Raw genomic sequence first — 13,066 nt, 5'->3', positions numbered from 1 at the left:
GAGAACGACGGTTTGACGACAGTGCTCATCAGCGGTGTTGTTGCGCGCCGGTGTCCTGACGATCCGCGGGCCAACCAGTCCGGAACGCCAGGTCCTCTAGCTCGGACCGGTCGCCGCCCCGCCGCCGTCGGAGGCTTCGATCCGGTCCGGGTCGCTGGTGGTGTGCTCGAACCCGACCAGGGTCAGGACCTGGTCGGCCTCGCTGCCCGCCGGCGCGTACAGCTGCAGCGTGTCGGCAGGGGCTGCCGCGCGGGCGGCGGCCAGCGCGGCGACGCCGGCACTGGCGAGCAGGGTCACCTCGCTCAGGTCCACGGTGAGGGTATGGGTGTGGCTGGCGGTGCGGCGGGCGAGCTCGGTGCGCAGCTTGGTGGCGGTCTCGGCATCGACGGGTCCGGCGAGGCGGATGCGCGGGCCCCGCGGCGAGGGCTCGTCGAGGATCAACAGGAACTCAGCTGGTGCGCCCGGTGCCGGGACGGGCGACGGGGCGCCGCGTACGTCGTCGGCGATCAGCAGCCGCGCCGGGCGGGAGAGCCGGTGGGCGATGCGCGCGGTCATGCCGGGTTCGGCCTGCTCGAGTTCGAGGACGTCGACCAGCCGCTGGCTCATCGCCAACCCCCGGCCACGCTCGAGATGCGACGGTATCGCGGCGAGGTCGTCGACGCTGATCAGGTCGGCCGTGCCGGGCGTCCGGCCCAGGTCGGTGACCGAGGCGTGCAGCGTCCCGGTGGTGTCCACGCTGGCCCGCATCCACATGGGGCCGCGGCGGGGATAGGCGTGGTCGACGGCGTTGGTGACCAGCTCGTTCACCGCGTGCGTCACGCGGAAGAGATCGTCCGGGCTCACCCCCAGTTCGGCGATCCAGGTGCGCAACCGTGTGCGCAGGACTCCGATGGCGCCGTACTCCGCGGTCAGCCTCACCTCCAGCGGCGGAAGGGGCTCGCGGCGCTGGACGGCCAGCAGGGTGATGTCGTCGCTGTGTCCGGTCGCGCGCACCAACAGCTCCAGGGTGTGGGTGCACACCCGTTCGACCGCGGAGAACTCGCCGGTGCGCAGGCCACGCCCAGCGGCCGCGTCCGCGGCGACCCGGGAGAGCTCCGCGCCGCTGGCCGCACGCGCTCGGCCGGGCCGCTCGATGATCCCGTCGGTGTAGCACAGCAGCACGTCCCCGACCTCGAGGGTGGCCTGGGCCAGCGGGAACCCCGACCCGGTGCCCAGCGGGCCCGCCCCGGAGGTGGGCAGGTACCGGGGTTCGTTCGACACGGGGACGACCAGCGGCGGCGGGTGCCCGGCGGTGCAGTAGGACACGGCGCCGGAGGCCGGATACAGCACGACGACGCACACGGTCGCTGCTCGCGCGCCCGGGATCCGGCCGGCGGCGGCGTCGAGCGCGGCCAGCGCATCGGGGAGGTTCGCGCCGCTGTGGAGCCGCTCGGCCGCGATCGCGCGGAGCTGTCCCATCACCGCCGACGCCGCGACCCCGTGCCCGACGACGTCACCGACGACCAGCCCCACGCGGCCGTCGGAGAGTGGCAGTGCGTCGAACCAGTCGCCGCCCGCGGCGGTGTCGGCGTCGGCGAGCAGGTAGCTGGCAGCGACCCGTAGCCCCGGGAGCACCGGCAGTCCAGGCGAGAGCAGCTCCCGCTGCAGCAACGCGATCACGTCGCGCGCCTGCTCGTAACGGCGCTCGACCTCGGCAGCCTTGCTCTGTGCGGCGAGCCGCGCCATGACCAGCGCCGTGACGTCGGTGATGTAGCCGACCACCCCGCGCTTCTCTCCCCCGGCCGTGAAGCGCGGCACCAGGTGGACGTCGAGGTACAGCTCTTTGGGCTGCCCACTGTCGTCGATCCCGAACTGCATCCGCCACTCGTGCATCGAGTAGGGCTCGGCGGTGGCGTAGACGCGCTCGACCGCTTCGAAGACCTGTTGCCCGCCGACCTCGGGGAAGACCCCGCGCAGCGGCTCACCGATGAATGCGGACCCTCCGGCCAGAGCCCGATAGGCCGCGTTCGCCGCCACGAACCTCAGCTCCGGGCCGTCCATCGCTGCCATCATCAGCGGCAGGTCCTCGAACGCCGCGCGCACCTCCTCGGCGTCCCCCACGCTGCGCCGCAGCTCGTCCTCGCGGTCCGACATCTCGCTCCAGTTCATCGCCGCACGGCTGCGAAGTCCGCTCCGCGCGAGCCCGCGAGCGGCGCCGGCGAGAGCGCCGCTGCCCCAGAGCGTAGATCGAGCCGCCGTTCACACCGACACCGTTGACCTCCGGGTCTTCCGCGGCGTCTCGGTGGCGCGAGGAGATGACCCGCTCAGGGACCGGGGAACGTCGACGAGTGGAGCGTGGTTCGGGACGGCATCGGCGCCGACGTCACCGAAGCGGTCCCCTCGCGGGCCCGGTGCCACCCGGCGCTGATCGCCACCCCTTGCGAGGAGGACCCGTCGGCTCGCCAGCCGGGCCGCGGCCGTCGTGACACGGCTCGTGGCACGAGACGGGGTGCACATCGTTGCTGGGGAGCCCGGAGTGACGGCCGTCGTGCACGGTGTTGCTGGTGGAGGCCCTGGACAGCGTGATCGTCCATCTCTGCAAGGCGGGGGTCGAGGGTTCGATCCCCTTCGTCTCCACCATGTGTGACCTGCGATGACGATCCACTGACGTGATCTTCCGTCGACAGGGTCCTGATCGCCGACCCCGACGGCGACCTGGTCGAACCGTTCCGCCCGGCGAGCCCGCGCGAGGTCACACCGACGACCGGGACCGCGTGCGGGCGAGCCCCCCGAGAGCGGCGCCGATCAGCCCCAGGACCACGGCGACGAGGGCCCCGGCCAGACCGTTGCCGGTGCCGAGGCCGCCCGCGGCGTTCATCGCGTGCAGCCCGCCCACGAGCGCGGCGACCAGCCCGAGCACCAGGGCCGCGACGGGCCTGCCACGCGCGCCCGGGCGAGCCAGGGCCAGCACACCCACGACCACGGCGGCCAGTCCCACCACCGCCGCGATGGTCGGCACGGTCCGCCCCACGCCGAGCTCGTAGCCGGCGCCGGCGATCGGGGAGTCCGTGCCCCGGAGGGCGGTGATCACATCGTGGAGCATCAGGGGTCCTTCCAGGTCGGGAGCAGGACGCCGAGAGTGCGCGCCCGGGGACCCCGCCGGCATCGGCTCGCGATCGTCTGTCCGGTCTGCCGTGCCCGCCGTACGGTCGGCTCCTGGACGTAGGACCTACGGCGGGAGCGCTGGGGCCGGAGCACGTCCCCGGGTGGACGCGTGCTCCCCCGGTGACGCGCAGGATGAGGGAGGGGACGCGTGCCCCGAGCTCGAGCGGGGAGGCGGACCGATGGGCGACACCGCGCTCGGGGCCGCGCGTCGGTGCCCGGCACGGGCGGTGGTCGACGTGGGTCTCGGCGTCACGGTGGCCGCGGTGGTCCTCGTCGCCGCGCTCGCGGGGATCGGCCCGGTGTCGACGACGGATGCCCGCGCGCTCGACGTCGGAGCGTTCGCTCTCGCGGCGGCGCTGGCCGCCGCGGTCGGCATCCGGCACCGATACCCGGTCGCGGCGCTCGCCGGGCTCGACGCGGTCGTCGTCCTCTGGTTCGTCGGGCCCTATCCCGGGCGGCTCGTCGCGTTGGCTCCGTTGCTCGGCTGCTACGCCCTCGCCGCGGACCGTGGCTGGCGCTGGGGCCTGGCGGGCGCGGCGCTCACGGCCGGGGTCCAGATCCTGGCGATCCGCGTCGTCCTCGGGGATGTCGCGACCGTCGGCGTGGTGCCGATGGCGGTCCTGCTCGCCGCCACCGCGGGGAGCGCGGGCGCGGCCGTCGGCTACTACCGGGCCCTGCTGGCCAGCACGCGTGCCGAGCTCGCGAGGGAGACCTCGTTCCGCGAGGAGCGGACCCGCCGCCTGATCGCCGAGGAGCGGCTGCGCATCGCGCGGGAGCTGCACGACGTGGTCGGACACTCGATGGCGACGATCAGCGTGCAGGCCGGCGTCGGTCTTCACGTCCTCGAGCAGCGCCCCGGCCAGGCCGGGGAGGCCCTCGCGGCGATCAAGCGCATCTGCGACACCGGCCTGACCGACGTGAAGGCGGTTCTCGGGGCCCTGCGCACCGAGAGCGGAGAGGTCGAGCAGTCCTCGGGGCTCGACCGGCTGCCCTCGCTCGTCGAGACCGCCGAGGACGCCGGGCTCCGCGTCGATCTCGACATGAGTGGCGACCGACGACCGCTGCCGGTCCCCGTCGACCTGGCCGCCTACCGGATCGTCCAGGAGGCGCTCACCAACGTGATCCGCCACGCCGGGGCCCACACCGTGTGGCTGGCGGTGGAGCACCGGCCTCCCCGGCTGACCCTCCGCATCCGGGACGACGGCACCGCGCATCCGCCGACCGACGGCTGGGGACAGGGCATCGACGGCATGCGTGAGCGCGCCCGCGCGCTCGCCGGTTCGCTGACGGCCGGCCCGCACCCCGACGGCGGCTTCGAGGTCTGCGCGGAGCTCCCGGTCCCGGAGGTCCGGTGACGTCCACCGACGACGTTCTTCGGGTGCTGATCGCCGACGACGAGGCGCTGGTCCGGGGCGGCTTCCGTGTGTTGATCGACGCCGAGCCCGGGATGACCGTCGTCGGCGAGGCGGGGGACGGCGAGGCCGCGGTCGCGCTCGCACGCCGGACCCGTCCCCACGTCGTGCTCATGGACATCCGGATGCCCGGGGTCGACGGGCTCGCGGCCACCCGCGAGATCACCGCCGATCCCGCGCTGGCCGGTGTCCACGTCCTCGTCCTCACCACGTTCGACCACGACGAGTACGTCATCGAGGCCCTCGGCGTCGGAGCCGCCGGCTTCCTGGTCAAGAACACCGAACCCCGCCAGCTCCTCCACGGGATCCGGGTCGTCGCCGGAGGTGAGGCCCTGCTGTCCCCGGGGCTGACGCGCCGCCTCGTGGCACGCCTCGTCGATCGTCCGGGAACCCCCCGTGTCGACCACGCGGTCCTGGACCAGCTCACGGCACGCGAGCGGGAGATCGTCGGACTCGTCGCCCACGGACTGAGCAACGAGGACATCGCGGAGGCGCTCACGATCAGTCGGGCCACCGTGCGGACCCACGTCGGGCGGGCGATGGTCAAGGTGGGCGCCCACGACCGGGCCCAGCTCGTCGTCATCGCCTACCAGAACCACCTCGTCGATCCGCCCGACCCCTCGTGATGTCCTGCGAGGACGTCGTTGCGGGTAGAGGCCCTGGTCGACGCGGTCCGGCCGCCGACGGCGGATCCCCTGCCCTCCCGCGGTCGGGTGCCGGGTCGGCTGTCACGCCGCACACCGGGCTCCCGTGGTGCCCGGCCGGGTCGCCGGTCCGGGTGATGTCCCTAGGCTCATCCCATGTCGTCCCCCGACCTCCGCGCGCTGCTGGAGCGCGTCGAGGCAGCATCACCGGTCGACGCGATCGACGTCGCCGCCGAGGAGCTCGCGACGAGGCTCGGGGCGCGTGAGGTCACGCTCCTGGTGGCGGACTACAGCGGCCGGGACCTCGTTCGACTCGGACGGACGCCGGCTGCGGTGCAGGGGCGGACGTGGGGCAGCGAGCACGCCGAGTCGGTGCCCGTCGCGGGGACCGTGTACGAGGAGGTGCTGCGCTCCCAGCAGGTCGCGGTCCGCGAGGTCGAGGACGGCGTCCGGATCACCGCCCCCGTGACCGTGCGTGGAGACGTCATCGGGGCGATGGACCTCCTGCTCACCGGCCGACCGAGCACCGAGCAGACGGCGGACATCGCAGCGATCGGGCACCTGCTCGGCCACATCGTGGTCGTCAACCGGCGCTACACGGACCTGTTCGAGTGGGGCCAGCGCACGACCGCCCTGTCGCTGTCCGCCGAGATCCAACGTCGGCTCCTGCCGCCCGCGTTCACGTGCGAGGCGGATCAATTGACCATCGCCGGCTGGCTCGAGCCCGCCAGCACCGTCGGCGGCGACACCTTCGACTACGCGCTCGACCGCGGAACCCTGCACGTGTCGATCACGGACGCCGCGGGTCACGACGTGCAGGCGGCGATGCTGGCGACGGTCCTCGTCGGCGCGCTGCGCAACGCCCGACGTGCGGGGGCCGACCTGCGTGCCCAGGTCGCCAGCGCCAACGACGAGCTCGCGGCGCACTCTCCGACGGGCTGGTTCGTCACGGGGCAGGTCGTACGGGTCGACCTGGAGCGGGAGACCGCGTTGATCGTCAACGCCGGTCATCCGCCTCCTCTCCGGCTGAGGGAGGGTCGGGTCGAGGCGATCGAGCTGGCTGTCGACCTGCCGTTCGGGATCGAGCCGGGCCGGTCCTTCGAGGTGCAGTCCCTCGCACTCGAACCCGGCGACCGCATCGTGTTCGTCACCGACGGGATGCTCGAACGGCATGCGGCGGACCTGGACTTCTACGCGACGCTGCGGGACACCGCCCATCTGCATCCGCGGGAGGTCGTGCACGCGCTCGGCGATGCCGTCCTGCGGATCACCGATGGCAACCTGCGCGACGACGCCACGGTGCTCTGCCTGGACTGGTCCGGCAGATCGGCGGACCGGGCGTCCCGCCACGGGGCCAACCAGGAGCCGTCCTCGTCGTGAGGAGGTGACCTCCTCCGCCTCGTCGCCCGGATCGTCCGACGCCGATCCACCGTCGGGACCGACGGACGACGAGGTGTGTGCCAACGCCACGCGAATCGCTGTATCCGGTCACCGAATTGATCGTCATGCTGACGGCACAAGCCCGGGCCGGGACGCGCGCCGGGGCCGGCGACACCCTCTCGGAGAGACGACATGGTCGAGCTGACGGCCGACGAGCCGCCCCAGGCCTCCCGGACCGGGTCCCGCGCGCAGCCGCCGTCGCCGCCCGCGGCCCGCCGTGACGCACCGGCACCGGCGGGCGGGTCGGCGACGGCGCGCTTCGCCGACCGGGTGCCGGATCTCCTCGCCGGCTACCTCGCGTTCGTCGCGGTCTTCTGCGCCGTCACCGCCGTCGTGCCGCCCCTGCGCGCACCCCTGGAGTGGCTGCGGACCGCGATCGAGGTCGTGTCGGTCGGGGCGCCGCCGAGCCTGGCCACCGCGACGTTCCTGGGCATCCTCGCCGCCGCCGTGCGCCGGCGGATGCGCGCGGCGTGGTGGTTCGTCGTGGCCTACGTCGTGCTGAGCCACGTGCTCGGCGGCGTCGAGCTCACGATCGACACCGACGCGCCCGACCCGGTCACCCTCCTCGTCGGGGGCACGGGGACGTGGCTGCGGCTGGTGTTCGGCGTCGCGGCGCTCGCGATCCTGCTCGTCGCCCGTCCGCGGTTCACCGCGCGGACGCAGCGGCACAGCGGGTGGCGTGCGCTCGGGACGTACCTCGCCGTCGTCCTCGCCGGCACGCTGCTCGGCTGGGGCCTGCTGGCACTGTTCCCGGGCACGCTGACCAGCGCCGCGGACCGGCTGGGGTGGGCGGTCACCTACGTGCTCGGCGGCCTCGGCGACCCCGGCGCGGTGGGCATCGACGGCGCCGCACCGCGCGCGGTGACGTTCCTGTGCGGGCTCTTCGGCGCCCTCGCCGTGCTGGCGGCCGCGTACGTGCTGTTCCGGCCGCGGCCCGACCGCCGCCGGCTCGACCCCGCCGACGAGCAGCGGCTGCGGGTCCTGCTCGACCAGTACGGCGAGGACGACTCCCTGGGCTACTTCGCCACCCGCCGCGACAAGGCCGCCGTGTTCTCGAGGACGGGCAAGTCCGCGGTGACCTTCCGGGTCGTCTCCGGCGTCAGCCTCGCCAGCGGGGACCCGATCGGCGATCCGGAGGCGTGGCCGGGCGCGATCGAGGCGTGGCTCGACGAGGCGCGCCGGTACGGCTGGCTGCCGGCGGCGATGGGCGCGAGCGAGCGCGGTGCCCGCGCCTACGCGGGCGCGGGGCTGAGCGTCGTCGAGCTGGGGGACGAGGCGGTCCTCGACGTCCGGGAGTTCTCGGTCGAGGGCCGGTCGATGCGGGTGGTCCGCCAGGCCGTGAGCCGGGTGGAGCGGGCGGGCCACACCGTCCGCGTCCGACGGCACGCCGACCTCTCCCCGGACGAGATGAAGGAGGTCGTCGAGCGCGCCGACGCGTGGCGCGACACCGACGCCGAGCGCGGCTTCTCGATGGCGCTCTCCCGCCTGGGCGACCCGGCCGACGGGCAGTGCGTGCTGGTCGAGTGCTTCGACGGCGCCGGGGAGCTGCGCGCGCTCCTGTCGTTCGTGCCGTGGGGCCGCCACGGCCTGTCCCTGGACCTCATGCGCCGCGACCGCAGCGCCGAGAACGGCCTGACCGAGTTCATGGTCGCCTCACTCGTCGAGCAGGCGCGCACCCTCGGGGTGGACCGCCTGTCGCTCAACTTCGCGATGTTCCGCGCCGCGTTCGAGCAGGGCGAGCGGATCGGGGCCGGCCCGGTGGTCCGGCTGTGGCGGCGCCTGCTCGTGCTGGGGTCGCGCTGGTGGCAGCTCGAGTCGCTCTACCGCGCGAACGCCAAGTACCAGCCGATCTGGACGCCGCGCTACCTGTGCTTCCGCGCCGCCCGCGACCTCCCGCGGCTCGGTCTGGCCGCCGCGGCCGCGGAGGGGTTCCTCACCACCCCGAGCCTGCGGACCCTGCAACGCCGCGGCCTCGCCGCCGAGGGTGGTCCGGCCGTCGTCCTCCCCGCGCCGTCCCCGGCCGAAGCGGAGGATCCCGTGGCGGCGACGCTCGCGGCCCGCCGCTCCCGGCTGCCCGAGCAGGTCCGCGTGCGGCACGCGAAGTACGACCGGATGCTGGCCGACGGCGTCGACCCCTACCCCGTCGGGCACCCGCGCACTGCGAGCCTCGCGGAGGTCCGGGCCCGTTCCGGGGACCTCGAGGCGGACGCCGCGACCGGCGAGCGCGTGTCCGTGACCGGCCGGGTCGTGCGCGTCCGCGACTTCGGCGGGCTGTGCTTCGCCGTGCTGCAGGAGGGCGACACGCAGCTGCAGGTGATGCTCGCGGCGGACCGGCTCGGCCGCGACGGCGTGCGCGACTGGGCGCGGCAGGTCGACCTCGGCGACCACGTGGGCGTCACCGGCGAGGTCGGGACGTCGCGCCGCGGGGAGCTGTCCGTGCTGGCCACCGAGTGGGCGATCACCGCGAAGTGCCTGCGCCCCCTGCCCGACAAGCGTCGCGGCCTGGCCGACCCCGAGGCCCGGGTCCGGCAGCGCTACCTCGACCTGGTGGTCAACAGCGGGGCCCGCCGCATGCTGCGGCAACGGTCGGACGCCGTGCACGCGGTGCGCGAGTGCCTCACCGGGCGGGGCTACCTCGAGGTCGAGACCCCGATGCTGCAGCCGGTGCACGGCGGCGCCAACGCCCGGCCGTTCACCACCCACATCAACGCCTACGACATGCGCCTCTACCTGCGCATCGCCCCCGAGCTGTACCTCAAGCGGCTCATGGTCGGGGGCGCGGAGAAGGTGTTCGAGCTCAACCGCAACTTCCGCAACGAGGGCGCGGACGCCACCCACAACCCCGAGTTCACGATGCTCGAGGCGTACGAGGCGTACGAGGCCTACGGCGACTACAACACCATGCAGACGATGGTGCAGGACATGATCCAGCAGGCCGCCCGCGCCGCGCTGGGCGGCACCGTCGTCGTCCACCAGGGCCGCGAGTACGACCTCGGCGGGACCTGGCGCGCGACGACCGTCAACGCGGCCATCTCGCACGCCCTGGGCGAGGAGGTCACCGCCGACACCACCATCGAGGAGCTGCGCCGCCACTGCGATCGCGTCGACGTCCCGTACGACCCGCACTGGGGCCGCGGCGCCGTCGTCCTGGAGCTCTACGAGCACCTCGTCGAGGACCACACCCTCGAACCGACCTTCTACCGCGACTTCCCGACCGACGTGTCCCCCCTCACCCGCCAGCACCGCGACGACCCGCGGCTGGCCGAGCGCTGGGACCTGGTCTGCTTCGGCGCCGAGATCGGGACGGCCTACTCCGAGCTGGTCGACCCGGTCGAGCAGCGCAAGCGGCTCACCGAGCAGTCGCTGCTGGCGGCCGGTGGGGACGCCGAGGCGATGGAGCTCGACGAGGACTTCCTGCTCGCCCTCGAGTACGCCATGCCGCCGTCGGGCGGGCTGGGGATGGGCGTCGACCGCATGGTCATGATGCTGACCGGCAGCACCATCCGCGAGAGCCTGCTGTTCCCGATCGTCCGACCCGGGCGCTGACGCCGGGCGGCGACGTCGCGAGCACGCGCTCCATCTGCCCCCCTTCAGGGGCCTCGCTGTGGTCGACCCACCCGAAGGGGTGGGTCGAGGCACCTCGAGGTGAGAACGTGGTGTCCGTCACTCGGTCGAGGACGGGGGCTGCGGATGACGGTCGCGCAACGGCGTGCGGTGCCGCAGGACGCCTCGGTCCGGTTCCGCGCACCGACCCACGTCCACAACGTCATCGAGCGGAGTCGGCTGCTGGGGGTGTTGCAGGACAGCGGGGTACGCCGCCTGACGGTGATCCACGCGCCGGCGGGGTACGGGAAGACGACGTTGGCCGTGCAGTGGCTCGAGCGGCTGCGGGCTGGTGGTGCGGTCGTCGCCTGGCTCGGCCTGCACCGGGACGACAACGCGTCGCACTGGTTCCTGTCCCACCTGCTCGAGGCGGTCCGGCGCGCCGTGCCGGCCGAGGAGGACGTGATCGGCGATCTCGTCGAGCTGATCGAGCAGAACGCCGAGGACATGCAGGGCTACACGCTCTCGGTGCTGCTGGAGCGGATCGCCGCCCAGGACCGGTCGGTCGTGCTGGCGTTCGACGACTGGCACCTCGTCGAGGACGCGGATGTTCATCGGGCTCTGGTGCACGTGCTCGACTTCGCGCCGCCGAACCTGTCGGTCGTGCTGACCAGTCGACGTCGCCCGGAGTTGCCGATGAGCCGGCTACGGGTCCGGGGGCAGCTCATCGAGCTCGACGCGCAGGTGTTGCGGTTCGATCTCCCCGAGACCCGCGAGTTCCTCGTCGAGCTCAACGGGTTGCGGCTCGACGGTGACGACGTCGCGCGACTCTCGGAGGGCACCGACGGCTGGGTCGCCGCGCTCCAGCTCGTGTCGTTGTCGTTGCGCGCGGCCGCCGACCCGGCGGAGCTGATCCGCGGGTTCTCGGGCCGTCACCACTCGGTGGGGGAGTACCTCGCCGAGAACGTCCTGGACGCGCTCCCTTCCGAGATTCTCGACTTCCTCCTGGCCACGTCGGTCGCGGACCGGCTCTGCGGCGAGCTCGCCGGTGCACTCGCCGGCCGTGCCGACGGTCAGGCGATGCTCGAGGAGCTCGAGCGCCGTGACCTGTTCCTGCGTCCTCTCGACGATGATCGTGAGTGGTTCCGCTACCACCACTTGTTCGCCGACCACCTGCGGCGGCGGCTGGCGCGCGACCAGCACCCCCGGGTCGCGGCTCTGCACGTCACCGCCTCGGCGTGGTTCGCCGAGCACGGACTCGTGACCGAAGCGGTGACCCACGCGCTCGCCGCCGGCGACGTGGTGCGGGCGACGGATCTCGTCGAAGCGCACGCCATGCCGTTGGTCGAGCACAGCCGCATGGTCAGCCTGCTCGGGTTGATCGGGCGGCTGCCGGCCACGGCCGCGGACGACCGCCCTGCGCTCCTGATGGCCGTCGCGTGGGCGAACTGCCTGCTCCAGCGCACGCGTGAGGCGCAGGCGGCTCTCGACCTGTTGCGCCCCGTCCTGCCGACCCCCGACCGGGACGACGACCTGCACAACGAGGCCGACGTCGTCCAGGCCTGCATCGACATCTACGGAGACCGGACCGAGCGCGCCGAGTCGCTCGTCCGGCGCAGCCTGGACCACCCCCGCAGGTTCCGGCCCTGGGTGGTCGCCGTCGCGGCGAACATCCAGTCCTTCTGCGACATCTACGCCCGGCGCCACCACGCCGCGCAGGAGCGCCAGCGGTGGGCGCGCCCGTTCCACGACCGCACGACGGGACCTTTCGCCGGCGTGTACGGGCGCTGCTTCGCCGGGATCGCGGCCCTCGAGCAGCTGGACGTGCGCGGCGCCCAGGAGCACTTCCGGGACGCGGTCGAGCTGGCCCGGGCCTCCGCCGGACGCCGCTCGCACGCCGCGCAGCTCGCCGGGGCGTTGCTCGGAGAGCTGCACTACGCGCGCGGCGAGATCGACGCGGCGGAGAACCTGCTCGTCGAGAGCGGCGAGCTCGGCGCCGAGAGCGGCGTCGTGGACTTCATGGTCGCGAGCTACGCACTGCTCGCGCGCATCAAGGCCCACCGCGGCGCGCCGACCGAGGCCGCGGAACTGCTCGCGGAGGGCCACCGCGTCGCCGAGCGCCTGGACCTGCCGCGGTTGCGTGCGGCGGTCGGGGTGGAACGGATCGACCAACTGGTCGCGGCGGGCCGCGTGCGGGAGGCGCGCAGGGTCGTCCGCGACCTCCCGGAGGGCTCGAACCAGCGGGGCGGTATCGGCGTCGTCATCGAACAGCTGCGGACGACGGGGTTGGCTGCCGTCCACGCCGCCGAGGGCGAGTACGACCGGGCCGCGGGGCTGCTCGAGGGCGTCGTCGCCGACGCCGCGACACGCGGCCAGCGCCGTACCGAGGCAGCGATGAGGGTGCGCCTGGCGGCGATCCAGGAGCTGGCCGCACGCCGGCTCGCCGCGGAGCGCACGCTGGCCGCGGTGGTCGGACCCGTCCTCGAGGCCGGCGCTCCGCAACTCGTCCTCGATGGCGGGCCCCCGGTCGCGGCGGTGGTGGATCGCCTGCTCGCACGGAGCCGCACCGGCGCGTGGCCCGTGCCCACCGAGGACCCGTGCTCGCCGGAGGCGCTCTCCGGGCTGGCCGCGCTGGCTGCGCTCGACGACCCTCCCACGACCGGTGGGCTCGACCTCAGCGGCCGCGAGGTCGAGATCCTCGGGATGCTCGCGGTCGGCCGGACCAATCAGCAGGTCGCGCGGTCGTTGGCCGTCACCGTCAACACGGTCAAGTGGTACCTGAAGACCATCTACACCAAGCTCGGGGCAGCGAACCGCACGGAGGCCGTCGCGGTCGCACGGCGCGCCGGCGTCCTCGCGGACTGACGGCGGACGGGGCGGCCC

The 13,066-nt window shown here is 73.8% G+C and carries 7 protein-coding genes; 5 read left to right on the top strand and 2 right to left on the bottom strand.

Annotated features, from left to right (window positions below; translation table 11 throughout):
* Window positions 1-96: 96 nt before the first annotated feature.
* Window positions 97-2,148 (bottom strand): SpoIIE family protein phosphatase, encoded by a 2,052-nt coding sequence (locus tag PH190_RS09920; protein ID WP_274231340.1) that lies wholly within the window; start codon window positions 2,146-2,148, stop codon window positions 97-99.
* A gap of 583 nt (window positions 2,149-2,731) precedes the next feature.
* The gene (locus PH190_RS09915; RefSeq protein WP_274231339.1) at window positions 2,732-3,082 is read right to left on the bottom strand and encodes a DUF6223 family protein; all 351 of its coding nucleotides are present in this window, start codon (window positions 3,080-3,082) and stop codon (window positions 2,732-2,734) included.
* 241 nt (window positions 3,083-3,323) lie between these two features.
* Between PH190_RS09915 and PH190_RS09910 the strand changes: the two genes are divergently transcribed.
* The 5 genes from PH190_RS09910 to PH190_RS09890 all read left to right on the top strand — a co-directional run bounded on the left by PH190_RS09910 (window position 3,324) and on the right by PH190_RS09890 (window position 13,048).
* Entirely contained in the window at window positions 3,324-4,499 is a 1,176-nt protein-coding gene (locus tag PH190_RS09910) for a sensor histidine kinase (protein WP_274231338.1), read from the top strand.
* On the top strand, window positions 4,496-5,182 hold the full coding sequence (locus tag PH190_RS09905; RefSeq protein WP_274231337.1) for a response regulator: 687 nt from the start codon (window positions 4,496-4,498) through the stop codon (window positions 5,180-5,182). The genes PH190_RS09910 and PH190_RS09905 overlap by 4 nt, the downstream gene beginning before the upstream one ends.
* A 174-nt stretch (window positions 5,183-5,356) precedes the next feature.
* Window positions 5,357-6,580 (top strand): PP2C family protein-serine/threonine phosphatase, encoded by a 1,224-nt coding sequence (locus PH190_RS09900; RefSeq protein ID WP_274231336.1) that lies wholly within the window; start codon window positions 5,357-5,359, stop codon window positions 6,578-6,580.
* Between the two features lie 192 nt (window positions 6,581-6,772).
* The gene (lysX, locus tag PH190_RS09895) at window positions 6,773-10,186 is read left to right on the top strand and encodes a bifunctional lysylphosphatidylglycerol synthetase/lysine--tRNA ligase LysX (protein ID WP_274231335.1); all 3,414 of its coding nucleotides are present in this window, start codon (window positions 6,773-6,775) and stop codon (window positions 10,184-10,186) included.
* A gap of 144 nt (window positions 10,187-10,330) precedes the next feature.
* Window positions 10,331-13,048 carry a winged helix-turn-helix domain-containing protein gene (locus PH190_RS09890; RefSeq protein ID WP_274231334.1) on the top strand — a complete coding sequence of 906 codons (2,718 nt, stop codon included), beginning with the start codon at window positions 10,331-10,333 and terminating at the stop codon, window positions 13,046-13,048.
* Window positions 13,049-13,066: the final 18 nt, after the last annotated feature.

The sequence above is a fragment of the Actinomycetospora straminea genome, from assembly GCF_028737255.1.
GTDB classification, from domain to species: domain Bacteria; phylum Actinomycetota; class Actinomycetes; order Mycobacteriales; family Pseudonocardiaceae; genus Actinomycetospora; species Actinomycetospora straminea.
Note: the sequence above shows the minus strand (reverse complement) of the source record. Positions and strands in the feature narration are given on the sequence as shown.